This window comes from Bradyrhizobium erythrophlei (genome assembly GCF_900129505.1).
In the GTDB taxonomy this organism is placed as follows: Bacteria; Pseudomonadota; Alphaproteobacteria; order Rhizobiales; family Xanthobacteraceae; genus Bradyrhizobium; species Bradyrhizobium erythrophlei_D.
The window spans coordinates 4776076-4802010 of the sequence record NZ_LT670818.1 but is presented as its reverse complement, the minus strand read 5'-3'; the positions used below and the strand labels follow the sequence as shown (position 1 = coordinate 4802010).

Sequence of the window (25935 nt, the reverse complement as noted above, 5' to 3'; positions counted from 1 at the left end):
CATGACATCTCCCCGCCTCGCCACTTTCTCCATCGCTGGTTCGACCAAATACGGCGCCGTCGTCGATGACGGCATCGTCGATCTCTCGGCGCGCTTCGGCAAGGACTATCCGACGCTGCGCGAAGTGATCGCCGCCGGCGCGCTGACAAGACTGGCGGAGGATGCCGCACAATATCAGCCGGACTACGGGCTGGACACGATCGCCTGGCTGCCGCCAATTCCCGCGCCGGAAAAAATCATCTGCATCGGCGTCAATTATCCTGACCGTAATGCCGAATACAAAGACGGCCAGGACGCGCCGAAATATCCCAGCATGTTCATGCGCACGCCGCGCTCTTTCGTCGGCCATCTGACGCCACTGGTCCGCCCGCGCGCCTCCGCGCAACTCGACTATGAGGGCGAACTGGTACTGGTGATCGGCAAGGCCGGCCGGCATATCGCCGAAAGTGCCGCACTGGACCACATCGCCGCGATCACGCTGTGCAACGAGGGCACCATCCGCGACTGGGTCCGGCATGCGAAATTCAATGTGACGCAAGGCAAGAATTTCGATTCCACCGGCAGCCTCGGCCCGTGGCTCGTTCCTTACACCGACGAGGCGCAGATCGCCGACGTCAGGCTGACCACCTGGGTCAATGGCGAGATGCGGCAGGACGACCGCACCTCGCGGCTGATCTTCGGCTTCCGCTATCTGATCAACTATATCTCGACCTTCACCACACTGGTCCCCGGCGATGTCATCGTCACGGGAACCCCGACCGGCGCCGGCGCGCGGTTCGATCCGCCGCGCTACCTGAAGCCCGGCGATGTCGTCGAGGTCGAGGCCCAGAACGTCGGCATGCTGCGCAACGGCGTGATCGACGAAGCCATCATGAACCTGCTTGCGAGCGACGGGAAACAGCCATGACAGTGAGTTCCGGCGGTGAAGCCATCGTGTCTGGCCTGGTCGCGCACGGCGTCGACACCGTGTTCGGCCTGCCCGGCGCGCAGATCTACGGCCTGTTCGACGCCTTCCAACAGGCGCAGCTGAAAGTGATCGGCGCACGCCACGAGCAGGCCTGCGGCTACATGGCCTTCGGCTATGCGCGTTCGAGTGGCAAGCCCGGCGTGTTCAGCGTGGTGCCCGGTCCGGGCGTACTCAATGCGGGCGCGGCGCTCCTGACCGCGTTCGGTTGCAACGAGCCGGTGCTGTGCCTGACCGGTCAGGTGCCGACGGCCTTTCTCGGCAAGGGCCGCGGCCATCTGCACGAGATGCCGGACCAGCTCGCGACGCTGCGCACCTTCGTCAAATGGGCCGAGCGCATCGAATATCCGGATGCGGCGCCGGCGCTGGTCGCGCGCGCATTCCAGGAGATGCTGTCGGGACGCCGCGGGCCGGTGGCGCTGGAAATGCCCTGGGACGTGTTCACCCAGCGCGCCGAGGTCGGCACCGCGAAAAGGTTCGATCCGTTTCCGCCGCCGCTGCCCGATCCCGACCGGATCAAGGCCGCCGCCGCCCTGATCGCGGGCAGCAAGACGCCGATGATCTTCGTCGGCAGCGGCGCGATCGACGCGCGCGACGAAATCCTCGAACTGGCCGAACTGATCGACGCGCCCGTAGTGGCGTTCCGCAGCGGCCGCGGCATCGTCTCCAATGCCCATGAACTGGGGCTGACCATGGCGGCGGCCTATCGGCTGTGGCCGAACACCGATTTGATGATCGGGATCGGCAGCCGGATGGAATTGCCGGCGACATCGTTTCGCTGGCCGTTCCAGCCGGCCGGCCTGAAATCGGTCCGGATCGATATCGACCCATCGGAAATGCGCAGGTTTACGCCCGACGCCCCCGTCGTCGCCGACGCCCGCGCCGGCACGCGCGAGCTGCTCGCGGCGGTCAGCAAGGCCGGCTACAGGAAAACCAGCGGCCGGCGCGCCGCGATCCGCGAGGCCTCGGCCGCGGCGCTGCAGGAGATCCAGAAGGTGCAGCCGCAGATGGCCTACCTCAACATTCTGCGCGAGGTGCTGCCGGCTAACGCTATCGTCACCGATGAGCTGTCGCAGGTCGGCTTTGCGTCCTGGTACGGCTTTCCGGTCTATGAGCCACGCACCTTCATCACCTCAGGTTACCAGGGCACGCTGGGCTCGGGCTTCCCGACCGCGCTCGGCGCCAAGGTCGCCAATCCCGACCGGCCGGTGGTCGCGATCACAGGCGATGGTGGCTTCATGTTCGGCGTGCAGGAGCTCGCCACCGCCATACAGTTCAACATCGGCGTGGTGACGCTGGTGTTCAACAACAATTCGTATGGAAACGTGCGGCGCGACCAGCGCGAGCGCTTCGAGGGCCGCGTGGTGGCGTCCGACCTGGTCAATCCGGATTTTGTCAAGCTCGCGGAATCCTTCGGCGTCGGCGCGGCGCGCGTGACGTCGCCGCAAGCCTTTCGCCCCGCGCTGGAGAAGGCGCTGGCGCATGGTGGCCCGTATCTGATCGACGTGGAAATCCCAAAGGATTCCGAAATCACGCCGTGGACGTTCATTCACCCGGCGAAACCCTAGTCCCCACGCGCGCGTCAACTGACGGCTTCGATGTATTCATGATGGGAATCCGCCCACGAGGTTGGAGCAGAAAAAAACCAAGCCGGCCGCTTGTCACGATTGGGCAATCAAGGAGTCGATGTCGCTGAATGGTCCAGCGTCTCGGCCAGGACGCGGATTCTGAACACCGGCTTTCGGGACGCGTCCAGAAGCTCCATCCGCCATTCCGATTGCTGTTTCAGCTTGCGGACAATGCCGGCGACCAGATCGCCGCAAACCCTGCTCATTTCCGTCCAGGCGGCGTCCCTGTCGGCAAGGTCGAATCCCTCGCCGGAAGTGCCCGAATAGTCCCCATTGCAGATTCGGAAATAAAACAGCGGCACGTGACGTCCAATGTTCTGAGGCCACCACGGGCCGGACCAATCCAAAGATATCAAACGTCCAAGTTTGTCTCTGCCGGTTGCCTCTCAACTTCGCGCACGCACGGAACGAAAGGCATTCTACGAATGAGTCGGCATGACTGTCCACAACCCCCAATTGGAGGACGCACGAAATACCCGTCGGCGCCTCGCCTGCCGCGGCCCACTCGCGGCATCACCGGTTTGCCCTGGGTTCTGGCCCATGTCTGCAGCCCACCGGCGCGGCGCCAGCATGAGATAGATCAAAAGTCTCACGGGAAGGCAGCGTATAATTCGACGAATTCAAAGCCCTCCCAACCAGAAAGCGGTCGAGCATGTTGAACGATATCTCGGTCCTTCTTCCCGTTGACCGGCCTGCCAGCGCTTTGATCGATTGCGCCGCTTCGGTCGCAGCGCTCTTCGAAGCGCACCTCGATGGCATCGCCTGCGTCTATCAGGCCCTGAATCCGATGATCGCCTCCGAAGCCGCCGCCGTCGTCATGGCCGCCGAGTACCAAACCGGTGTCGAGCAGGCATCCCTGGTGTTGGACCAGTTCGAAATCGTCACCAGAAAGCTCGGCATTCCCCATGACGCCAAGAGCACGTTCGACGTTTCCTATGAGGCGACGCGCACCCTGACGCAGATGTCGCGGCTTTACGATTTGAATATCGTGGCCCAGCCCGACCGCTCGAATCCGAGCCGGACCGATTTCCTGTCGGAAGCGGTGCTGTTCGGCTCCGGACGGCCCATGCTGATGATTCCCTACATCACCCACGCTCCCATCAAAACCGATCGCGTGCTGATCTGTTGGGACGGCGGCATACCGGCGACGCGGGCGGTTCATGATGCCATGCCGTTTCTTCGCAAGGCGAAGACGATCGACATCGTTACCGTCAACGAGAAGGAAGGCGCGAGCGAGGCATCCTCGGCGGCATTGATGGCCCATCTCGCCCGGCGCGACCTGGCCGCAACGCCTTATCGAATCACGGCCGACACAGCCAATATCCACAATGCCATTCTGTCTCTGGCGGCCGACAACAATAGCGATCTGATGGTGATGGGCGGCTACGGTCATTCGAGACTTCGGGAATTCATCCTGGGAGGAACGACCCGCGGCATGTTCGAATCCCTCACCGTCCCGGCGCTGATCTCGCACTGAATCGGGGACGGGGTGACCTGGCCGGCGCACGGCGCCTCAAGGCTCCTTCAGCCAGTGCACGATCCTCGGCCAATTCTCTTCGAGGGTCTGTTTGCCCATGAACAGGCCAAGATGATTGCAGGGCGCGACGTCGTGACGAAAATGCTCCGGCGGCGTTCCAACCAGCCGCTCCAGCGCCAGCAATTGTTCGGGCGCCACCACTTCGTCGGCGCTTCCGGCCAGCAGATACATGGGAAGCCGCAGGCGCGAGAACTCGATCCTCTGCCCCAGAGCAAGGAAACTTCCGGTGGCCAGTTCGTTGCGCTTGTAAAGTTTATCGATGACTTCGAGATAGTAGGTCCCGGGCACATCGATGGTCCAGGAATTCCACTTCCTGAAGATCGCTTCGAGCCGAGTGAATTCCGGTGAGCCGCTCGGTTCCGATGACTGCAGCGTTTCCCGAATTTTGTCGGCGTCAACGGTCTCGCTTCCCCATAACTTCGCGAGGTCGCGGCCGATGACGCGGCCATCGCCTGAAGTGACCAGGCTCTGGAACATCGCCAGCGGCGTTGCCGCCGCGACAGCCGATAATCCGGATAGCGCCGCGGCGATATCAACCGGTGCGCCGGCCATCGCGAGCTTGCGTACCTTGGCCGGGAAGCACCCGGCATAGACCAGCGAGAACCAGCCTCCCTGGCAGAGTCCGACCAGATCGACGACGCCGCCGAGATGATCGACAAGGACGTTGAGAGCGGCAAGATAGTCATCGATGCCGAGAAATCGCATGTCGGCGCCGGCCGAGCGCCAGTCGGCCATGAACAGCCGCTCGATTCCGGCGTCGCGGAGGGCGGCAACGAGGCTGTGACCGGCGGCAAGATCGGCGACACCGGCGCCGTGTAGCGCCAGCGGCGTGCAAACCAGGGTCGGAATGCCGCTGTCGGCCGTGGCGAAGTCGCGCAGCCGGACGGAATGCAGATCGAGCGCGATCTTGCTGGGAGTAGCACCCTCGGGCTCCTCTGCGGTTCGGTCGCCGTTGGCGTGCTCGGAAACTCCCAGGAAATGCGCCACGATCGATGAGGCCGTTTCGACCGCGGATGCAGCCGCAAGCGCCGGCCAGAAAAATGCCGCGTACGGGAATTGATCTCCGGGACGCTGAACCATTTGTTATAACAATGCCCGCTTTATCCTCGCCGAATTGAACCAGATCAATGCACCCGTCATCCCCCGGATCCGGACCATCAGCATGGCAACCGTGAGCGCCGGCATCCTGATGTACCGTCGCGGCGAGGCCGGCCTTGATGTCCTCCTCGTCCATCCAGGCGGACCTTTTTGGCGATACCGCGATCTTGGCGCCTGGTCCATCCCAAAGGGTGAATTGGACAACGGCGAAGATCCGGAAGAAGCGGCCCGCCGCGAGTTCGCCGAGGAACTCGGGATCGCCGCGACCGGTCGGCTGCGGCCGCTCGGCCAGGTACGCCAGCGCGGCGGCAAGATCGTTCTGGCCTATGCGCTGGAGGGCACGCTGGATGCGGGCGCCATGCGCAGCAACGAAATATCAATCGAGTGGCCGCCGCGAAGCGGCCGTATCATCCAGATTCCCGAAATCGACCGGGCCGAGTGGTTCCCGCTGACGCTGGCGCGGGAGAAGATTCTCTTGAGCCAGCAGCCGTTTCTCGATCGTCTCGAGGAGCTCTGACACGTAAACGCCTTAGCGCGCCTTGCGGAATGTCAGATTGATGCGCTGCCGCCCCAGCAGGGCGTGTTTGCCGTCGGCGAGCGGCGCAACGCCGTGGAACACGAGCCGTGTGGGTCCGCCCCATACCACGACATCGCCGTGCTCCAGGCGAAACCGCCGCGGCTTGTCAGCGCGTTTCAATCCGCCAAACAGGAAAATCGCGGGCAGACCCAGCGACATCGAGACGATCGGCGCTGTGAAATCATCCTCGTCCTTGTCCTGATGCAGCGACATGCGCGCGCCCGGCTCGTAGCGATTGATCAGGCACGCATCCGGCGAGAAGCCGGGAAATCCCCCCTGTGCCGCCGCCTGCACTGCCAGCTGACGGAACGCCGCCGGCATTGCCGGCCACGGTTTTGCGGTTTCGGGATCGTTGGCGTCGTAGCGATAGCCGCCGCGATCGGTAACCCAGCCGAGGCCGCCGCAATTGGTCATCGCCACCGACATCGAATGACCGCCCGGCGTCACCATGTGGCGGAACGGCGCCCACCCTTCGATATCGCGCAACGCCGCGATCAGTTCGCTTTCGGACGGTCTTGCGAAACCGCGCAGCAATACGGCGCCCTCCGCCATCACCTCTCGCGACGGCAGGACAGCGGCAACGCCTTCAAAGAGATCGGCAGTCAAGGGTGCTCGCACTCACTTCGCATCGTGAAAAATCACGCCAACGGTGTGGCGGTGGCCAGAACGGATCCGGCTGACGCCGTGGCGCAGATTAACCCGATAGGTCCCGCGCGTCCCCTGCACCGGCCGGTGATGCACAGCAAACGCCGCGGCATCGCCCTGCGCGAGCGGAACCACTTCGGGCCGCGACTGCATGCGCGGCCGCTGTTCGGTCAGCACGAATTCGCCGCCGGTGAAATCGCGGCCCGGTTCCGACAACAGGATCGCGACCTGCAGCGGAAACACGTGCTCGCCATAGAGATCCTGATGCAGGCAGTTGTAATCGCCGGCTTCATATTGCAGCAGCAACGGTGTCGGCCGTGCCTGGCCGGCGGCATGACATCGCTTCAGGAACGCGTCGTGAGTTTCCGGATAGCGGATGTCGATGCCCATCGCCTCATTCCAGCGATTGGCCACGTCACGCAGCCGCGCATAAAGCGACGGCCGCAACTCGGCGATGACAGGCGGAAGCGGATAGGCAAAATATTTGTACTCGCCGCGCCCGAAGCCGTGGCGGCCCATCACGATCCGGCTGCGGAAGTGGCTGTCGTCCGGATAGAGCGCCGCGAGCGCGCGGCACTCACCCGGGGAGAGCAATCCCTTCAGCACGGCGCAGCCCTGCGCATCGAGCTCGCGTGTCGCCTGCCCCCAGTCGATGGCGTCGACACGCGCGGCGATGTCGGATGGGGGTGCGGATTCGAGGATGTTCTTGGCGGCTGATTTCATGGCGCTGATTTTCTCAAATTGGAGCGATGGACGCCACCCGATTTCCGGGAAGATACGCTCTCCCCGTCATTGCGAGCCAACGGGTCGCGCGAACGCGCGCCCGATGACCGGCTCCGCGAAGCAATCCATGGGGCAGCAAAAAGAGAGAGTGGATTGCTCACATGGGGATGGTGTGTGTCAATAAGTCTTCTTCCTTATGTTTGCGATCCGAGGTCCGAGCCGGCTTTGACGATCTGGTTTGCCTGCCAGATCAAACTCACATTCGGTCGTCGCTCGAGGCGACCGCACCAGGATTCCGCTTGCGACGGGTAGGCTCGAGAGGACGGGACCATTCTTCGTTGCGGCATTTGAAGCCATGCAATCCATCGGTTCGTCGACCCGGATCGGCCGAGGCTGATCAGGCCTTGGCTGATTGGTTTTGTTGGTTGTCCTGCGTTGGTGACAGAAGGTTCCGGAAGTGCGAGCCTTTGCTAGGTGGCGGCCTTCATCGCAGCTCCCTCGATGACGACGCCCTGTGTGACGTACTTCCACAAAGCGATGAGCAGCTTGCGCGCCAGTGCAACGATGGAGCCCTTGCGGCCTCGCTCGCCGCGCGCGTTGAACCAGCGGGCCAGCGCCGATTCTGGCTGATGGCGCAGCCAAAGCCAGGCGAGCTGGACCATCAAGGTACGCAGTCGCGGATTGCCGGCTTTCGACAAGCCCTGCTCGTGCATAACCGCGCCGCTTCGCCAGGGCGTCGCCGCCAGACCTGCATAGGCTGCGACCTGGCGGCGATTGGAGAACTGTCGAGACAGTCCTTCCGACCAGAGAATAGCGGCGGAGTGATCGCCGATCCCCTTCACGGTCAGCAACATCGCCACCGCGTTGCGCGGCTCTGCCTCGGACACCGCCTTCTCGGGACCGGAACCCGCCTCGGGCGCCGCCTTGCTTTCCGCGGCCAGCACGGCCTCCTGCTCGGCCTCGACGGAGCGGATCTGGTCGATCAGCAGTTCGAGCCGGTCAAGTTCCCGGCTGATCTGGGTCTTCAGATGCACCGGCAGGGGCCGTCCGTCTCCAGTGCGCAAGCCCTCAAGCCGCTTCCGCCGGTCGCGCCGCAGCGGCGCGTAGTCGGATATTCCTTGCGCGAACAGAAGCCCCTTGATCCGGTTGGTGTGCACGATCCTCTCGTCGAGCAACGTCTGGCGCTCGCGGCAAAGCCTGCGACGATCCTCTTCTTCAGGCGAAGGCGCAACCACCATGGCGCACACCCGCGGCTCGCCGCGCTTGAAGGCCAACAGTGCTCGCAACAGTGCCTCGCCGTCGATCTTGTCCGTCTTGGCCCGTCGGCGCCGGCGCGACGTCGCGATCGAAGCCGCATCGACCACGTGGCTCTCGATCCCTTCATCCTGCAGAACCCGGTGCACCCAAAACCCGTCAAGGCCGGCCTCATGAATGGTCATGATCGGATAATCCGATCCCGTGCGTTCTTTTGCCTTGCGTTTAAGGTCCGCAAACCGTGCCAACAATCCGCCGACGTCGCCCGCCGCCAGGCTATATTGCGACATCTTCTCCCCGTTGCCGGGCGACAGCGACGTCAGCACCCACTTCGAACGACTGAGTTCCAACGAAACGAAAATTGCGCCAAACTGTGTGCGGATAGCGGTCGGTCCAACGGAAGGATGATCGTGCAACATCGGTGGTCTCCAGGGTGGGTGGTTGAACAACCTCAGTCTGGCGTCAGACTTGGCCGCTATCCACCCCCATGGAATCTTCGCTTCGCTCGCAATGACGAGAAAGCGTTACCCCAGCACCGGCAGCTCGATCACATCATAGCCGTGCCGGATGCTGCGCTTGAGCACGGGATCCTCGAGTTCGAATTCGAATCGGCTGGCGGGGCGGATGCCGCCCTTGGCGGCAAAGGTGCCGCCGAACATGACGCAGCCGTCCGGCAGTCCCTTGCCGCCGAAGCCGCGCGCGATGAGGTCCTTGACCGGCAGCATCGCATCGAGCGTGCCTTCCTGGTACAGTACACGCGCGCCGCCGATCCAGGCATGGGAGCGCAGGACCAATTGGTCCCAGTGATCGGCGACGTCCTCGATTTCCCACAGCACCGGCGCCATCACCTTGTCGCACATCTGTTTTGAGACAGTGACGCTGTAGGTCTCCACCTTGCGATCGGTGTGATCGGAGCCGGTGCCCACGAAAATGCGGCCCTGCCAGCCGATCAGCACGAATTCGACCTCGCCTGAGGAATCGCCGCCGCAGACCTCGATGCTGTCGGCCGTGGTCAGCCGCCGCGCGGCGACGCGGTAATAGATCGGGGTGGTGGCTGGCCGCGCAATGCCGATGGCTTCGAGTTCGGCGATGTGCTTGTCGCGCGCGACGGGATCGCGACCGGTCCAGCCCGCGATCACGGCCTGATCGATCGGCAATGTCAGCGGGGTTGTGGTGTCCTGGGCGTCGACGGTGAAGGCAAGGTCAAACACGGATGGCGGCCTCCATACCGGCGGCAAGCTCGAAGATGCGGCGGTCTGCGCCGCCCGACGATGCCAGCATCAATCCCACCGGCGCCTCACCCTCGCGATGGCAAGGCAGCGAAATCGCGCAGCCGTCGATCGTGTTGATCAGCGTGCAATTGCGCAGCGCCAGCAGGTTCGCCTTGGTAAAGGCCTTGTCGTCGGCGAGATCGGCTATCCTGGGCGGCGCGTTGGCCGTGGTCGGCATGACCAGCGCGTCATACGGCGCAAGGCGGGCCGCGGCGCGCATGATTAGAGACTTTCGCGCCTCGAGCAGCTCGATGTAATCGGCGGCGCTGATGCCCTCGCCGCGAAGGATGCGGATACGAACACGGGGATCGTAGACGTCGCCGTGGCTCGCGATCAGATAGCGATGCCAGGCATAGCTTTCCGCGGCGGCAAAACCACCCTCGGTGTTCATCACGCCGACGTCGAGGAACTCGGGCACCGCGATCCGCTCGATCAGCGCGCCCTGGCGCGACAGCGTCTCCAGCGTCCGCTCGAAGGTCCGCGCCACGTCGTCCTCGAGTTCGTCAAGCGCGACCGTGATCGGCACCGCGAGCCGCATGCCCTTGATCGGGCGCGGCTGCAGCGGAACGATCGGCTCGCCGGCCAGTACGGCATCCAGCACCGCGCAGCATCCAACCGTGCGCGCCAGCGGTCCGAAACTGTCCAGCGTGGACGACAGCGGCACCCCGCCGGCCAGCGGCACGCGCCGCTGCGTCGGCTTGAAGCCGACGATGCCGTTAAAGGCCGCCGGAATCCGGCACGATCCGCCGGTGTCGGTGCCGAGCGCGCCATGCGCCATCCGGTCGGCGACCGAAACCGCCGCACCCGACGACGATCCGCCGGGTACGTGACCGACATCGCGCCGCCACACGCTTTTGGGGGTACCGTAATGCGGGTTGATGCCGATGCCGGAATAGGCGAATTCGGTCATGTTGGTGCGGCCGATCACCACGAAACCGGCACGGCGCAGCCGCGCTACCACCGCGGCATCGGCTTCCGCCGGGGCTGAATCCTCCAGCGCCCGCGAGCCGGCGCGGGTCACCTGCCCCCGGATGTCGAACAGATCCTTGATCGAGATGGGAATGCCGGCAAAAGGCGACGGCGCCGCCTTGATCTCGCGCAGCCGGTCCATCGCTTCCGCCGCCTCGATCGCGGCTTCCGCGTCGACATGAATGAAGGTGCACGCTCCCTCGCCGGAGGCGTCGGCGATCCGCTCCAGACAGGCATCGACGATCTTGCGCGCACTGGTGCGGCCGTTTTCGAGATCGCCGGCCAGTTCGGCCAATGTGGGAACGTTGAGCATTGCTGGGTCGCCTTGTGGCTGTCTGATCGAATTAGCTATTGTCCGAAACCGCCTCGATCTCCAGATCGAGCAGCGCGGAGCTCAGCGATTTGCCATGCGCGTCGAGCGCCAGCGATCGCGTGACGCCGCCGCCCAGCGCCTGGCTCATGACAAAGTTCAGCGCTGATATGTTGGGCAGTTCATAGCGAACCACCTCGCCTTCGACAACGCCGGCGAAATGGGCCTTGACCCGCGCGCTGGTGACCTGCGCCAGCAGTAGCGGGTAATGCTTCTGGTGATAGGCGATCACCGAGATGTTGGAGATATTGCCCTTGTCGCCGGTGCGGGAATGGGCGATCTCGCGCAGTTTCGTCACTCACGCCTCCACGAACTGGATCGACGGTTTTGCGAGCTCGCGCGGCAGCAGAACCGACGCAACCGCGACCACGTCGCGCGCCGATTTGAAGGCACCGCCGCCGGCCGCCGGACCATTGGTGTAGAGCGTTTCGACCTCGTTGCCGATCCTGACAGCCTCGCGCAAAGTTTCGGTGCGGCCGGCGACTCGCACCCGTACCTCGTAAGGCTCGTTGGCCTGCCCGGAAAGCTGAGGCCCGTGCAGGGAGTCGACGCCGATCAGTTCGAACCGCAATTCGCTCGCGGCCACGCCGGTCAGCTTCAGCCGTTCGCGGACAATTTCCAGCGCCAGCCGCCCGCGCGCCAGGGCGCCGGGGCCGGCATAGGAAATCTGTCCCTCGCCGATGAAACTGTCGACATAGCCGACCGAGACTTTGAGGGTACCGGTGCGTTTGGTGCCGCGCCCGCCGCTGACGCGCACGCGGTCCTTTGCCAGTTCCTCGACCTTCACCTCCGAGAAATCGGCAACGACGTCAGGCTGGATATATCGAGTGGGATCGTGCACCTCGTAGAGCAGTTGCTCCTTGCAGGTTTGCGCCGTCACCGCGCCGCCGGAGCCTTCGACCTTGGTGATGATGAGACTACCGTCTTCGCCGACTTCGCCGATCGGAAAGCCGAGCCGCGCCAGATCGGGGATGTCCTTGTACCCGGGGTCGGCAAAATAGCCGCCGGTGATCTGGCCGGCGCATTCCAGCAGATGGCCCGCAACGGTGCCCTGCCCCAGCAGGTTCCAGTCGTCCATCGCCCAGCCGAACGCATGGATCATCGGCGCCAGGAACATCGCGGGATCGGACGCCCGCCCGGTAATGACGATGTCGGCGCCCTGGCGAAACGCTTCCGCCATCGGCGCCGCGCCGAGATAGGCGTTGGCCGACAACAGACGGTTGCCGAGCTGTTTTATCGTCCCCTCGAATTCCATGATCGGGAGATCGCCGTCCTTGCAGGCGTCGAGCACGTCGTCGCCGATCACGGCCGCGATCTTCAGCGACGACAGCCCGAGCGATCTTGCGATCTCGGCGGTCTTGCGGCTCGCCGCGACCGGATTGGCCGCGCCCATATTGGTGACGATCTTGATGCCTCTGGCCGCGCAGGCCGGCAGCACCGCCCGCATCCGCTCTTCCAGCAGCGGGTCGTACCCGCCATCGGGGTTCTTCATGCGCGCCTGCTGCGCCAGCGCGACAGTGCGTTCTCCGAGGCACTCGAACACCAGGTATTGGATGTCGCCCTTTTCGGCAAGTTCAACCGCGGGCTCGATGCGATCACCCGAATAGCCCGCGCCTGACCCTATTCTGATGGTTCGCATCACTTCAGCCCGAAATAGGCACGCCGCAACGCTTCATTATCGGTCATTTCCGCCACCGTGCCGGAAAACCGGATGCGCCCGCCTTCCAGCACGAACACCCGCGTCGCAACCTCGAGAAAGCCGATATTCTGCTCGGCGATCAGGAGCGCAAGCCCCCGGCCACGCAAATCGCTCAATATCCGGATCACTTCCTTGACGAACAAGGGCGACAGCCCGGCCGAGGGTTCGTCCATCACCAGAAGCCGCGGCTCGGCGGCCAGCGCTTTCGCAATGCCGAGCATCTTGCGCTGGCCGCCGGAGAGACTCGAGGCCGGCGCACGGCGTTTTTCGCGCAATGCCGGGAACACCCCGTAGAGTTCTTCGGCACGCGCGCCGGGATTGGCATGGCCCAGCGCCTGCGCGCCGACGCGAATGTTTTCCTCGATCGACAGATCGGGAAAGACCGCGAGTTCCGACATATAGGTCATGCCGAGCCGCATCCGGTCGCTGGACCGCATCCGCGTCACGTCGTGGCCGCCGAGATCGATACTGCCGTGCCGTGCCTCGATCAGGCCGACCAGCGTCTTGAGGAACGTGGTTTTACCGGCGCCGTTGGCCCCGAGCAGCAGCACGGTCTCGCCCGGTCGGACGTCGAGATCGACGCCCCACAGCACCTGCATGGTGCCATAGCCGGCATCGACGCCGGCGGCCTTCAACAGCGGCGCGACTTCAGGCGGCATGCTCGCCTCCCAAAAACACTTCGATCACCTGCGGCACCTGCACCGCGACCGCGAGCTTGCCCTCGAATATCTCCTTGCCGGCATTCATGACGATGACGCGGTCGGTGATGTGCTCGATAAAACCCATCAGATGTTCGACCACGATGATCGCGATTCCCGTTTGCGCCAGCGCCTTGATGCGCTCGGCGATCCAGTCGAGTTCCGCCGGATTGAGTCCGGCGGCGAGTTCATCGAGCAGCAACAGCCGCGGACGCGTCGCGAGCGCACGCACCAGATCGAGCATTTTCTGCTGCGCGTTGTTCAGATCCGCCGCCGGCCGGTCGGCGACTTCCGTCAGCCGGTACTCATTGAGCAAGTCGGCCATCGCCGGCGGCGCGACCGCGGCGCGGCCATAGGCCAAAGCGACCTCGATATTCTCGCGCACCGTCAGCGACAGGAAGGGCTTCGGCACCTGGAAGGTCCGGTTGATGCCGCGGTGGACCAGTTTGTGCGAGGCGACCCCACCGATCGAGACGTCATCCAGCACCACCTCGCCACCGTCGGGCGCATAGAGACCGGAGATCACATTGATCGCGGTGGTCTTGCCGGAACCGTTCGGACCAACCAGTCCCAGGATTTCGCCGGACGCGACATGGAAGCTCAAGCCGTCCAGCGCATAGAAACCGCCGAAACGTTTTGCGAGTTTTGTCACGTTGAGGATGGGAGCGTTGTCAGGGGACATGCCAGCCCCTCCGTGTCGCCAGCGAAACCAGGCCGGCCGGCAGGAACAGCACCAGCCCCATGATCAAGAGACCGTAAATCAACTGGAAATATTGCGGCGTGGTAAACCCGATCAGATTGTAGATGCCGTAGAGGATGATGACGCCGACGATCGGACCCGTGATCGTGGCGACGCCGCCGAACAGCGCGAACACGATGGCAAAAATGCTGAAGTCGCCGGAAAAGACATTGTCGGGGTAGAACACCGACACGTACCAAGCGTAGACGCCGCCGGCGAGACCCGCCACCAGCGCGGACGCAAGCCATGCGATCACGCGCATCCGCACCACGTCGACACCCGCCATCGAGGCTGAGACCGCATCTTCCCGCACCGCCTGCAGCGCGAGGCCGAAGCGGGAGTTTTTCAAATACACGACGGCGCCGAGCGTCAATGTCAGTACCACGAGCGCGGCCGAATAGGCCAGCGTCGGATTGAAGGTGCCGGTGAGCGAGACGCCGTACGGCCCGCGCGTGATGTTCTCCAGCGCCGGATTGGCGACGAAGTGCAACACCGCCAGCGATGCCGCCAGATTGGCAATCGCAAAATAGGCCCCCGACAGCCGCAACAGCGGCGTCAGCAACAGCCCAAGCGCGACGCCGATCGCTCCGCCGGCAAGCACGGCGATCGGCGCTGAGGCCTGAAAGTGCATCACCAGGATCGCAAAACCATAGGCGCCGGCGCCGAAGAAACCGACATAGCCGAACGGCAGATAGCCGGTAAAACCGTAGATGATGTTCACGCCCTGGGCGAGGATCAGGAAGATGACGAAATTGAACAGCAGCAGGTGATTTTGATAGACGCCCGGCAGCACCGCGAATACGGCGATCAGGGGCAGCACGATGAACAGGGCGTGCTTGAAGGAGCTAGGCAACGCGCACCCGCCTTCCGAGCAGGCCGCTTGGACGCAGCAGCAGGATGAAGATCAGGAGCACGTAAGGCAACAGATCGGCCCAGGAACTGAGATAGGTCTGCACCAGCATATAGCAGACGCCATAGACCACGCCGCCGAGCGCGGTCCCTAAGGGGTTGCCGAGCGAGCCCAGCACCACGATCGCGAAGGAGGTGACGGTCGCATCCGCCCCGAACGCCGGCGTCACCGACCCGAACATGAAGGGTGCGAACACGCCGGCCACCGCCGCGAGCCCCAGTCCGACGCCGAAGGCTGCGGCCGAGACGCGATCGACATCGATTCCGGTCGCCAGCGCCTCGTCGCGCCGCGACATCACCGCGCGGGTGAGCGTGCCGAGGCGGGTGCGGTAGAGATAGACATAAACCAGCGCGATCGCGATCAGGCTGGTGATGGCCGCGATCACCCAGGCGGCGGGAAAGCTCTGCCCGAAGATCTGGATCGGCCCACTCGCGCCCGGCTTGCCGCCGAACAATTTGATCCTGATGGTCGAAAACACCGTGCCCAGCATGCGGCTCTGGATCGAGCGCTCGCTGGTGCCGAAGAAGATCGTCATGACGGCTTCGATCACCTGCGAGAGGCCGAAGAATAGGATGATCGACAGCATTTCCGGATTGACCGAGCCCTGCAGCCGCGGCACCAGCACCCAATAGAGCAACAGGCCCGCGAGCACGAACAGCACGAAGGCTAGCGGCACCGCGAACAAGGGATCGATGCCGGCGAGCGTCACGACGCCGAAAGCGACGAAGGCGCCGAGCATCAGGATGTCGCCATGCGCAAGGTTGACGATGCGCATGACGCCGAACACGAGATTGAGGCCGATGCCGACCAGGCTGAAATACAGACCGAACAGCACGCCGGCGACGAGCGCGTAAATCAGCATCGGCGCTTGGCTCCCGCCAGCCGGTTGCCGTTCTGCGATGGTTTCATGGACGCGGATAGACCGGCTTGCCGGTAGCGGTCTCGTGCGGATAGATCGAGACGAACTTGATGTGGCCGTTATCGTCGAGCCTGAGCTGCCCGAGCGGTGTCAATTCGCCGATCTGGCCGCCCATCTCGTCGAGCGCGAAGGTGCCGTCGAGCGTCTTGAGGTTTCCGGACAGGCTGAACGTCGCCCGGCGCAGCTCCATCTGATCGAGGCTGGTCGCGACCGAAAGCGTCTTCTCGATCACGAGCCCGGTGGTGTATCCGGCGACCGCGTTGAAGCCGAACTCGACCTTGCCGTCGGAATATTTCTTGTCCCAGGCGGCCTTGTAATCCTTCATGCTCATGCCGAATTCGACGGGATATTCGAGTTCGGATGGCGGCACATAGGTGTAGACATATTCCAGGCCCTTCTCGCCGACGTTCTTCTCGAGCAGTTCCGTCTCGAGCCCCGCATAGATCGAGAACAGCATCTTGAAGTTGACGCCGACGTCGGCGACGTTGCGCAGGAACGCAATGTCGTTCGGCGCGTAGCCGAAGTGGATCACCGCATCCGGCTGCGTATTGGCGATGTTGTTGATGATGACGGTATAGTTGGTGGTTTCGGTCGGAACGCCCTGATCGTAGACGATCTCGATCGGCGCGCCGGAGTCCTTGACAAATTTGCGGAAGGCGTTGGCCTGCGTGCCCGTGAACTCGTTGGTCGAATAGAGGATCGCGATCTTCTTGATGCCGAGGCCCGGGCCGTCATGCGACACGAAGTCGGCGACCGGTTTCGGCCAGACGGTCGAAACCGGGTCCGCCATCAGCGCGATGTAGGGATTGTCCTTGGAGAAGAAGCTCGCCCCGGTGCCGGTCTGGTCGTACAGGAACATCTTGTGGTCGCGCGCGATTGCGACCGCCGGCGCCGTCAAAACCGAACCGGAATCCGCGACCAGGAGATCGACCTTGTCCTGCGTGATCAGCTGATTGTAGAGCGTGGAAGCTGTGGCAGTGTTGCTCTGATCGTCGTAGGCGACGAGCTTGACCGGGATCTTCCTGTCGAACGCCTTCACATAGACCCCGCCCTCGGCATTCTTCTGCTCTGCCCAGAGTTTCAGCGCGCTGTGCACTGGCATCGAAATCGAGGCGAAGCGTCCGGAGGAGGCATAGAGCGTGCCGATCCTGATTTCGGCCGGTGCGTCGGCGGCAAGGGCCTGGGTGGCACACGCCAGACCTGCGGCCAGCACCGCGCCCGTGATTTTCAACATCGATTCCTCCCGATTTTCTTCGTTCTCGCCGGCAATCTACCGCGAGCAGCGATAGCGATACAAGCTTCCCGGCCCGGGCAATAGTGCGTGCGCCGGAATACGCGGCATGCAAGGGGTCCGCTGGACCGTTGAGGCCGGGCCGTCCAATGTCGCATCAAGATCGAAACCAGCGGGCCGGAGCCGGATCCGCACGCCCAGGAGAGGAAACGACGAGATGGCTGAACCAGCGCGTGCGAAACCAAAACCTACGCCGGAGACCCAGCATTTCTGGGACGGCACCCAGGCGGGCGAGCTTCGCCTGCAGCGCTGCGATGCCTGCGCCAACGTCTATTTCCCGCCGCGCCCATTCTGTCCGGGCTGCGGCGGCCGCAAGGTCAGCGTGTTCAAGGCGTCCGGCAAGGGCACACTCTACAGCTACGTCATCAACCACCGGCCCGCCGCGCCCGGCTTTACGCCGCCCTACGCCATTGCCGTGGTGGAGCTCGACGAAGGTCCGCGCTTGATGAGCAACATCATCGATTGTCCGCAGACGCCGGAAGCGCTCGAACTCGACATGAAGCTGGAAGTCGCCTTCGAGAAGCTCGACGACAAGATCACCCTTCCCCTGTTCCGTCCGGCGAAGGGCTGAGCACCATGCGAAGAAATCAGGTCGCCGTCGTCGGCGCTGCCGAAACCACCGAACTCGGCGTCATTCCCAACATGTCGCAGATCCAGCTGCACGCGGATGCGGCGCTCAATGCCATCGCCGATGCCGGCTTGAAACTCTCCGACATCGACGGCATCGCCACCGCGGTGGAAGCGCCGCAGCAGATCGCCCATTACCTCGGCATCACGCCGACCTGGGTCGACGGCACCTCGGTCGGCGGCTGCTCGTTCATGCTGCATGTCCGCCACGCCGCGGCCGCGATCGAGGCTGGTCTGTGCAAGACCGTGCTGATCACCCACGCCGAGAGCGGCAAGTCGATGATCGGCAAACAGCCGCGCTTCACGCCGGCCGACAGCCTCAACGGCCAGTTCGAGTCGCCGTTCGGCGTCTACGGACCGCCGAGCATGTTTCCGATCCCCGTGCTGCGCTACATGAAGACCCACGGCATTACCCATGAGCAGATCGCCATGGTCGCCGTGGTGCAGCGCGAATGGGCGGCGAAGAATCCGCGCGCCACGATGAAGGCGCCGATCACGGTCGAGGACGTCCTGAACTCGAAGATGATCGCCTACCCATTCCGCATCCTGCAGTGCTGCCTCGTCACCGACGGCGGCGGCGCGCTGATCCTGACCTCCGCCGACCGCGCCAGGGACTTTCCAAGGAAACCGGTCTATATCCTCGGCAGCGGCGAGAGCGTGGAGACGCCGATGGTCAGCCAGATGCGGACTTTTGACAGTTCGCGCGCGTTCAAGGTCGCGGGCCCACTGGCGTTCAAGGAGGCCGGCATTGCGCACAAGGACGTCGATCATTTGATGATCTATGACGCCTTTGCGCATCTGCCGCTGTACGGCCTCGGCGATCTTGGCTTCATGCCGCACGAAGAGACCGGCAAATTCATCGCCGATGGCAACACCCGCCCCGGCGGCAAGCTGCCGCTCAACACCAATGGCGGCGGCCTCTCCTACATGCATTCGGGCATGTACGGCATGTACGCGCTGCAGGAGAGCGTGCGGCAGATGCGCGGCATCGCGCCGGCGCAGGTTCGGGGCGCAAAAATCTCGGTCTGCCACGGCGTCGGCGGCATGTTCGCCGCGTCGGGCACGATCATTTTTACCAACCAAAACTAGAAATGGGCGGTTTCGGGCACAGCCTACACTTCGTCATTTCCGGGCTTGACCCGGCAATCCATCTTTTTTGCGAAGACGGATGGATGCGCGGGTCAGGCCCGCGCATGACGAGTGCTGCCTGCTTTGGCCTCGGAAAACAGGACAGGAAAGCAACATGACAAAATCACTCGAAGGCAAATCCATCATCGTTACCGGCGCCGGGCGCGGCATCGGCAAGGAAATCGCCCTGCTCTGCGCGGCCGAGGGGGCAAAGGTCGTGGTCAACGATCCCGGCGGCGCCGCCGACGGCTCGGGATCGAGCGCCTCGCCCGCCGAGGAAGTGGTCGAGGAAATCAAGCAGCGCGGCGGCACCGCGGTGGCGAATTTCGAGACCGTCGCCGAAGCGATTCCCGCCAGCAAGATCGTCAAGACGGCGGTCGACAGCTTTGGCAAGCTCGACGGCGTCGTCAACAATGCCGGCATCCTGCGCGACGCGATCTTCCATCGCATGAGCATCGACGCCTTCGAATCCGTCATCAAGGTGCATTTGATGGGGTCGTTCTATGTCTCGCATGCCGCAGCGCGGCTGTTCCGCGAACAGGAGAGCGGCTCGTTCGTCCACTTCACCTCGACCTCGGGCCTGGTCGGCAATTTCGGCCAGGCCAACTACGCCGCCGCGAAACTCGGCATCGTCGGCCTGTCGAAATCGATCGCGCTCGACATGAACCGTTTCAACGTGCGCTCGAATTGCGTGTCGCCGTTCGCCTGGAGCCGGCTGATCGGCACCATTCCGACCGAAACCGAGGCCGAGAAAGCGCGTGTCGCAAAAATCCAGCAGATGGGGCCGGAAAAGATCGCGCCGATCTGCGCCTTCCTGCTCAGCGACGCCGCCAAGGACGTCACCGGGCAGATCTTCGCGGTGCGCATGAACGAGATCTTCCTGATGAGCCAGTCGCGCCCGTTGCGCTCGATCCATCGCGGTGAAGGCTGGACCCCGCAGACCATCGCCGAGCACGGCATGCCGGCGCTGAAATCGTCGTTCTACAAGCTCGACCGTTCGGCTGATATTTTCAACTGGGACGCAATCTAAGGATCGAAAGCCGGTCTATCTCTGGTTGTCCGCCCGCTTTATGCCGGATTGCGGGCACATGATTTCCTCCCAACAAAAAACATGGGAGGAAATCATGACAACCCCACTGACCTTTCCCGAACATCCAGACAAAGGCGGATCCAGCGGTTTCGACCGCCGCAACCTGATCAAGGGCGCGGCGACGTTAGCCGTCACGGCGGTGACCGTGAAAGCGGCCTCTGCGGCGACCGTCGCGCCGTTCGGCCAATTGGGCTCGCCAACCCAGTCGACCGATCCACTGCCCTTGGGACCGCTAACGGGAAGCCGCTATCCGGATTCTCACTTGGAGTCTGCCCACCCCAAGGTTTCGTTCGGACCTGCCGGTTTCCCGGCCTTTGCCGGCACTATGGCGGTTGAGCGCGTCGCGACCGGGACGCGCTGGGCCGAGGGCCCGGTCTACTTCCCGGCTGGCCGCTACGTGCTGTTCAGCGACATTCCCAACAACCGCATCATGCGCTTCTCGGAGGATGACGGTCACCTCAGCGTATTCCGCCAGCCGTCGATGAACTCGAACGGCAACACCATTGATCGGGAAGGACGCCTGATCACGTGCGAACATAGCGGCCGACGGGTCACCCGGACCGAACTGGACGGCTCGATCACCATCATCGCCGACAAGTACAATGGCAAGAAACTGAACTCGCCGAACGACGCGGTTGTCGCTTCCGATGGTTCGATCTGGTTCACCGATCCCGTCTACGGCATCGGCGGCTATTATGAGGGCGTCAAAGCCGAGCCTGAGCAGGAAAAGCATAATGTCTACCGGGTGGATCCGAAATCCGGTGACGTCAAGGTTGTCGTCGATGACTTCGTCGAGCCCAACGGCATTGCGCTGTCGCCTGACGAGAAGAAGCTCTATGTCATCGACACCGGATTCACGGATGGCCCGGACAACCCGTCGCATATCCGCGCGTTCGACCTGGATGTCGGGTCCGGAAAAGTTTCAAACAGCAAAGTCTTCGCGGAAATGCCCAAGCCCAGCATTACCGACGGCATGCGCTGTGACACCGACGGGAATGTTTGGTGCTCCGTGGGTTGGGGCGATCCGAACGAGGACGGCGTGCGCTGCTACACGCGTGACGGCGATCTACTCGGCAAGATCCACATACCGGAAACTGTCGCCAACCTGTGCTTCGGCGGTCAGCAACGAAATAGACTCTACATCTGCGGCTCGACATCGCTCTATGCCGTGTACACGAGTGCGCAAGGCGCCCTGAAGCCGTAACCGGCTTCCTGCTGGCTACTATCGTCATTCCGGGGCACGCGTCTTCGCGTGGACCCGGAATTGCGAGATTCCGGGTTCGCGCTGACGCGCGCCCCGGAATGACAATTACCCGCTATTCCTTAGCCCCGCCGAAATGCCGTTGATGGTGAGCTGGATACCGCGCAGCACCTGCTCGTCGGGATTTTGCGCGCGATGCTCCTTCAAGAGCTCGACCTGGACGTGGTTCAGGGGATCGAGATAGGGAAAACGGTTGCGGATCGAACGCTCCAGCAAAGGATTGCCCTGCAGCAGGCGCTCCTGCCCCATGATGTCCAGCAGCATCTCGATCGAGGTCTGCCACTCCTGGCGGATGCGCCCGAAGATTTTTTCGCGCAACGCCTCATCCGGCACCAGTTCGGCGTAACGCGAGGCGATCGCGATCGAGCTTTTCGCCAGCACCATGTCCATGTTCGACAACAGCGTGCGGAAGAACGGCCACTCGCGGTAGAGTTCGCGCAGGAACGGCATGCCCTTGTCGGGATACTGCTTGATCCAGGCCTCGACCGCGCTGCCGAAGCCATACCATCCCGGCAGCATCAGCCGGCATTGCGCCCAGCTGAACACCCAGGGAATGGCGCGGAGGTCCTCGATCTCGCGGGTTTTCTTGCGCGACGCCGGCCGGCTGCCGATGTTCAGCGTGGCGATCTCGGTGATGACGGTGGAATTCCAGAAATACTCGGCAAAGCCTTCGGTCTCATAGACCAGGCCGCGATAAGCCCTGAAAGCCAATGCCGACAATTGGTCCATAGCTTCGAGATATTCCCGCTGCGGCGCGCTGTGCCGCGGCTGCAGCAGGCTCGCTTCCAGCGTGGCGGCGGCTAGGATCTCCAGATTATTGCGGCCGACCTCGGCGTTGGAGTATTTGCTGGAGATGATCTCGCCCTGCTCGGTGATCCGGATCTGGCCGTTTACCGCTCCGCCGGGCTGGGCGATGATGGCGTCATAGCTCGGCCCGCCGCCGCGGCCGACCGAACCGCCGCGGCCGTGAAACAGCCGTAACCGCACATGGTGGCGCTCGAACACCTCGACCAGGCCGATCTCGGCCTTGTAGAGCTCCCAGCCCGAGGTGACGAAACCGCCATCCTTGTTGCTGTCGGAGTAGCCGAGCATCACTTCCTGCACGGCGCCGCGGCTGTCCACCAGCTTGCGATAATCATGCAGCGACAGCATTCGGTCCATGATGGCGCTGGAGGCCTGCAGATCCTCGATCGTCTCGAACAGCGGCACGATGTTGATCGCGCTGCGGCCGGACGGGTCGACCAGCCCGACTTCCTTCAGCAGCAGCGCGACCTCCAGCATGTCGGAGACCCCCTTGCACATCGAGATGATGCATTGGGGAATCGTGTCGGCACCGAACTTGGCGTGCGCTTCGGCCGCCGCATGCAACACCGCGAGTTCGTCCAGCGTCTCCTCGCTGTATTTCACGAAGGACGACGTCAGCGGGCGGGTATTGCGCAGCTCGCCCATCAGAAGCGCGATCCGCGCCTCTTCGTTCAGAGCCAGATAGGACATGCCGGGCATCGCCGCGTCGATCAGCTCGGCGACGGTGCGCTCGTGCACGGCCGAATTCTGCCGGATGTCGAGGCTTGCGAGGTGAAAGCCGAAACAATCCACGGCGCGGCGCAACTGCCGCAGCCGGCCCCGCGCGATCACGCCCGATTTGTTCGATATCAGCGAGCGGTGGAGCGTATCGAGATCGGCCTTGAACTCCCCGACGTCGGCGTAGGGCGCGGCTTCACCGACCGGCGCCCGGGTGATCGCGACATCCAGCCGCGCGGCGGTAGCGGTGAGCCTGGCGTAGATGCCGGACACCGCCAACCGATACGGTTCGCCGCTTCGATGCGGCGAGGTATCGGGCGAGCGCTCGGCAAGCGCGCGCAAATCCTTGGAGATGTCGGCGAGATGGGCGGCAAGCGACAGTTCGGAACCGAGCACGTGCAGTTCCTCGAGATAATAGTGCATCAACCGGCTCGACTGCAGGCGCAGCGTTCCGCGCATCACCTCCGCCGTCACGAACGGGTTGCCGTCGCGATCGCCGCCGATCCAGCTTCCCATGCGCAGGAACGACGCCAGCTCCGCCTTCGCGCCGTCGGCCTCGTTCAGCCGGTCCTCCAGCGCGCAATGCAGCCGCGGCACCTCGTGCAGGAAGGTGTAATCATAGAACGACAGGCCATTGGCGACCTCGTCGAGCACGGTGAGCTTGGTCCGGCGCAGCAAATTGGTCTGCCACAGCGTCAGCACTTCCCGGCGCAGCTCCTCGTCGCTGGCCGCTATTTCCTCCGGCGTCAACTGGACGCGTTCGCGCCGATCCAGTAGCGCTGCGATCTCCATCTCGCGGTCGATGGTGCTCTTGCGGCGGACTTCGGTGGGATGCGCTGTCAGCACCGGGCCGACCAGGGCTGAGGCGAAGAATTTGCGCAGATCGGCCGGGCTGATGCCGGTGGCGCGCGCATGCGACAGCGTCAGCGCCAGCGTGCCCGGGTGCGGTGCCCCCCCGGCGGCGGAGCGCGCCCGCATCTGACGGATGTTGTTCTGGTCTTCGGCGATATTGGCGAGGTGCGAAAAATAGCTGAAGGCGCGCACGATGCGCACGGTCTGGCTGGTCGACATGCTGTCGAGGATGATCTCAAGCTCGCGCCGCGCCGGCTTGTCGTCGTCGCGGTGGAACCGGATCGAGGTCTGCCGGATGCGCTCGACGAGGTCGAACACACCGGCGCCCTCCTGGTCGCGCACGGTATCGCCAAGGATGCGCCCGAGCAGCCGGATGTCATTCCGCAGCCGGGTATCCTCCTCAAGCGCCTGAGCTTCCTCAGCGCGATTGGACCGCAACTCGGGTTCGGAAGGCATGATCTGGGGTGACACGGCGAGATCCTCCAGAAGCTGCCCGGCAATCCGGAGTCTGCAACTTTTTTGCCGCAGCGCAAGATAAAGATGGAGGCGATCTTCATCGCCCCGGCGAAAGCCGGCGCGAAAGACTCCTAGATCCGCCGCCCGGCCCGCTCCCAATAGGGGTCGCGCAGCCTGCGCTTGAAGATCTTGCCGGAATCCTCGCGCGGGAGGTTTTTGAGGATTTCGATGTGTTTTGGCACCTTGTAGTCGGCGAGCGAAGTCTTGAGCCGCGTGCGGATGTCCGCGATATCGAGCGTCACCCCTGCTTGCGGTTCCACCACCGCCATCAGCGCCTCGCCGAATTCCTCGTCGGGAATGCCGAATACGGCGCAATCGTGCACGCCGGGAACCGCGTGCAGCGCCGCCTCGATTTCGGCAGGATAGATGTTGACGCCGCCTGAAATCACCATGTCGCGCTTGCGGTCGCAGATGAAGACATAGCCGTCCTCATCGAGGTAACCGATATCGCCGGAGGTGATAAAGCCGTCGCGGTCGATCTCGGCGCGCTTCTCCGGCTTGTTGTGATAGGTGAAATCCGGATTGCCCGCGATCTTCGAATAGATCTCGCCGATCTCGCCCTGCGGCAACATCTTTCCGTCCTCGCCGACGAAGCGAAGCTCGGCGCCCGGCGCGATTTTGCCGACGGTGCCGGGCTTTTTCAGGGCGTCCTCCGAATTGGCGAAGGTGACGGCGCCGGATTCGGTGGAGCCGTAGAATTCATGGATCACCGGCCCCCACCATTCGATCATCGCGCGCTTGACGGCGGCGGGACAGGGCGCGGCGGCATGGATCACGTGATGCAGCGAAGACATGTCGTATTTCCCGCGCACCGCCTCGGGCAATTTCATCAGGCGGATGAACATGGTCGGCACCATGAAAATGGTGTCGATCCGCTCGGCCTCGACCAGCCGCAAGAACTCTTCGGGCTCGAACCGCGGCATCAGGACCAGCGCGCCGCCGAGACGGCCGGCGCGCAGGCCGAAGGAATTCGGCGCGGAGTGATAGAGCGGCCCCGGCAACAGCGCCCGCGCGCCCAGCCTCAGGCCGTAAATCAAAGCGCGCATCCGCTCCGCGGAGGCGCTTTGCTCGGGCGTCGGCGCGTGGCGGCGCACGCCCTTCGGATGCCCCGTCGTGCCGGAGGTGTAGATCATGTTCGCCGGCTGCGGCCGCGCCGGTCCGCCATAGGGCTGTTGCTGTTCCAGCCAGGATTCCAGGTCGATGGCGAAATCGGGCGCGGCGAGAGTATCGGAATCGATCTTGTAATGGCTCAGGATTTCCGGTGGCGTCGGCACGCTGAGCACGGTGACGCCTTCGGGAATCGAGTCCCGCAACTGATGCAGCATGTCGGCATGGGCGACCAGGACGCGGGTGCCGGAATCCGAGAGGATGTAATGGATCTCCTCCGGCTTGAAGTGCCAGTTCACCGGCACCGCATAGGCGCCGAGCTGCATCGCGCCATAGGCCGCCTCGATAAAGGCGATGTCGTTGCGCATGAGGATGCAGACGCTGTCGCCCGACTTGACGCCCAGCCCCTCGTAGCCGCCAGCCAAGCGCGCGGCGCGACCCGCCACCTCGGCATGGCCGCGCCGCCGCCCGCCGCTGATGATGCCGGGGAAGAGCTGCTGCGCTGTCATTGTCTCTTTCCGATCTCTCGTCGGCTAAGACG

General features: G+C 63.6%; 24 protein-coding genes. 8 read left to right on the top strand and 16 right to left on the bottom strand.

Annotated elements, in window-relative coordinates:
• The first annotated feature begins 1 nt into the window (after position 1).
• Together B5525_RS22190 and B5525_RS22185 are read left to right on the top strand one after the other, a co-directional pair.
• The gene (locus tag B5525_RS22190; RefSeq protein WP_079567914.1) at positions 2-907 is read left to right on the top strand and encodes a fumarylacetoacetate hydrolase family protein; all 906 of its coding nucleotides are present in this window, start codon (positions 2-4) and stop codon (positions 905-907) included.
• Complete coding sequence (locus B5525_RS22185; RefSeq protein WP_079567913.1) at positions 904-2532, top strand: thiamine pyrophosphate-dependent enzyme; 1629 nt, start codon at positions 904-906, stop codon at positions 2530-2532. Before B5525_RS22190 ends, B5525_RS22185 begins: the two co-directional genes overlap by 4 nt.
• A gap of 107 nt (positions 2533-2639) precedes the next feature.
• On the opposite strand, the gene B5525_RS22180 is transcribed toward B5525_RS22185, so the two are convergent.
• Positions 2640-2894, bottom strand: a complete 255-nt coding sequence (locus tag B5525_RS22180) for a DUF6894 family protein (protein ID WP_079567912.1) — start codon at positions 2892-2894, stop codon at positions 2640-2642.
• 350 nt (positions 2895-3244) lie between these two features.
• On the opposite strand from B5525_RS22180, the gene B5525_RS22175 reads away from it, so the two are divergent.
• On the top strand, positions 3245-4069 hold the full coding sequence (locus tag B5525_RS22175; protein ID WP_079567911.1) for a universal stress protein: 825 nt from the start codon (positions 3245-3247) through the stop codon (positions 4067-4069).
• Between the two features lie 36 nt (positions 4070-4105).
• Here B5525_RS22175 and B5525_RS22170 read toward each other — a convergent pair whose 3' ends face one another.
• The gene (locus B5525_RS22170; protein WP_079567910.1) at positions 4106-5209 is read right to left on the bottom strand and encodes an alpha/beta fold hydrolase; all 1104 of its coding nucleotides are present in this window, start codon (positions 5207-5209) and stop codon (positions 4106-4108) included.
• Positions 5210-5291: 82 nt separating this feature from the next.
• Here B5525_RS22170 and B5525_RS22165 point away from each other — a divergent pair, with 82 nt between their 5' ends.
• Complete coding sequence (locus B5525_RS22165; protein WP_079573660.1) at positions 5292-5744, top strand: NUDIX domain-containing protein; 453 nt, start codon at positions 5292-5294, stop codon at positions 5742-5744.
• 12 nt (positions 5745-5756) lie between these two features.
• On the opposite strand, the gene alkB is transcribed toward B5525_RS22165, so the two are convergent.
• From alkB to B5525_RS22105, 12 genes are all read right to left on the bottom strand, one after another.
• The gene (gene alkB, locus B5525_RS22160) at positions 5757-6410 is read right to left on the bottom strand and encodes a DNA oxidative demethylase AlkB (RefSeq protein ID WP_079567909.1); all 654 of its coding nucleotides are present in this window, start codon (positions 6408-6410) and stop codon (positions 5757-5759) included.
• A 12-nt stretch (positions 6411-6422) separates the two neighbouring features.
• On the bottom strand, positions 6423-7172 hold the full coding sequence (locus B5525_RS22155; protein ID WP_079567908.1) for a 2OG-Fe(II) oxygenase: 750 nt from the start codon (positions 7170-7172) through the stop codon (positions 6423-6425).
• 470 nt (positions 7173-7642) lie between these two features.
• The gene (locus B5525_RS22150) at positions 7643-8845 is read right to left on the bottom strand and encodes an IS110 family transposase (RefSeq protein ID WP_079567907.1); all 1203 of its coding nucleotides are present in this window, start codon (positions 8843-8845) and stop codon (positions 7643-7645) included.
• Between the two features lie 105 nt (positions 8846-8950).
• Positions 8951-9637, bottom strand: a complete 687-nt coding sequence (locus B5525_RS22145) for a DUF2848 domain-containing protein (RefSeq protein ID WP_079567906.1) — start codon at positions 9635-9637, stop codon at positions 8951-8953.
• Positions 9630-10979, bottom strand: a complete 1350-nt coding sequence (locus tag B5525_RS22140; protein ID WP_079567905.1) for an amidase — start codon at positions 10977-10979, stop codon at positions 9630-9632. Before B5525_RS22140 ends, B5525_RS22145 begins: the two co-directional genes overlap by 8 nt.
• A gap of 31 nt (positions 10980-11010) precedes the next feature.
• Positions 11011-11334, bottom strand: a complete 324-nt coding sequence (locus tag B5525_RS22135; RefSeq protein ID WP_079567904.1) for an AtuA-related protein — start codon at positions 11332-11334, stop codon at positions 11011-11013.
• The gene (locus B5525_RS22130; RefSeq protein ID WP_079567903.1) at positions 11335-12675 is read right to left on the bottom strand and encodes an acyclic terpene utilization AtuA family protein; all 1341 of its coding nucleotides are present in this window, start codon (positions 12673-12675) and stop codon (positions 11335-11337) included.
• Complete coding sequence (locus B5525_RS22125; protein WP_079567902.1) at positions 12675-13394, bottom strand: ABC transporter ATP-binding protein; 720 nt, start codon at positions 13392-13394, stop codon at positions 12675-12677. The genes B5525_RS22130 and B5525_RS22125 overlap by 1 nt, the downstream gene beginning before the upstream one ends.
• On the bottom strand, positions 13384-14115 hold the full coding sequence (locus B5525_RS22120) for an ABC transporter ATP-binding protein (protein ID WP_079567901.1): 732 nt from the start codon (positions 14113-14115) through the stop codon (positions 13384-13386). Before B5525_RS22120 ends, B5525_RS22125 begins: the two co-directional genes overlap by 11 nt.
• Positions 14105-15025: a branched-chain amino acid ABC transporter permease gene (locus B5525_RS22115; protein WP_079567900.1), complete on the bottom strand. Its 921-nt coding sequence runs from the start codon at positions 15023-15025 to the stop codon at positions 14105-14107. Before B5525_RS22115 ends, B5525_RS22120 begins: the two co-directional genes overlap by 11 nt.
• Entirely contained in the window at positions 15018-15944 is a 927-nt protein-coding gene (locus B5525_RS22110) for a branched-chain amino acid ABC transporter permease (RefSeq protein WP_079567899.1), read from the bottom strand. The genes B5525_RS22115 and B5525_RS22110 overlap by 8 nt, the downstream gene beginning before the upstream one ends.
• Before the next feature lie 43 nt (positions 15945-15987).
• Positions 15988-17235: an amino acid ABC transporter substrate-binding protein gene (locus B5525_RS22105; protein WP_079567898.1), complete on the bottom strand. Its 1248-nt coding sequence runs from the start codon at positions 17233-17235 to the stop codon at positions 15988-15990.
• 214 nt (positions 17236-17449) lie between these two features.
• On the opposite strand from B5525_RS22105, the gene B5525_RS22100 reads away from it, so the two are divergent.
• The 4 genes from B5525_RS22100 (at position 17450) to B5525_RS22085 (ending at position 21341) form a co-directional block, all read left to right on the top strand.
• Positions 17450-17863, top strand: coding sequence for a Zn-ribbon domain-containing OB-fold protein (locus tag B5525_RS22100; protein WP_079567897.1), 414 nt, complete (start codon positions 17450-17452; stop codon positions 17861-17863).
• Between the two features lie 5 nt (positions 17864-17868).
• A complete protein-coding gene (locus B5525_RS22095) occupies positions 17869-19008 on the top strand; it encodes a thiolase C-terminal domain-containing protein (protein WP_079567896.1) in 1140 nt (379 codons plus the stop codon).
• Between the two features lie 154 nt (positions 19009-19162).
• On the top strand, positions 19163-20077 hold the full coding sequence (locus B5525_RS22090; protein WP_079573658.1) for an SDR family oxidoreductase: 915 nt from the start codon (positions 19163-19165) through the stop codon (positions 20075-20077).
• Positions 20078-20171: 94 nt separating this feature from the next.
• Complete coding sequence (locus B5525_RS22085) at positions 20172-21341, top strand: SMP-30/gluconolactonase/LRE family protein (protein WP_154073360.1); 1170 nt, start codon at positions 20172-20174, stop codon at positions 21339-21341.
• A gap of 105 nt (positions 21342-21446) precedes the next feature.
• Here B5525_RS22085 and ppc read toward each other — a convergent pair whose 3' ends face one another.
• Positions 21447-24242 carry a phosphoenolpyruvate carboxylase gene (gene ppc, locus B5525_RS22080; protein ID WP_079573654.1) on the bottom strand — a complete coding sequence of 932 codons (2796 nt, stop codon included), beginning with the start codon at positions 24240-24242 and terminating at the stop codon, positions 21447-21449.
• A gap of 116 nt (positions 24243-24358) precedes the next feature.
• Entirely contained in the window at positions 24359-25903 is a 1545-nt protein-coding gene (locus B5525_RS22075; protein WP_079567895.1) for an acyl-CoA synthetase, read from the bottom strand.
• Positions 25904-25935 lie beyond the last annotated feature (32 nt).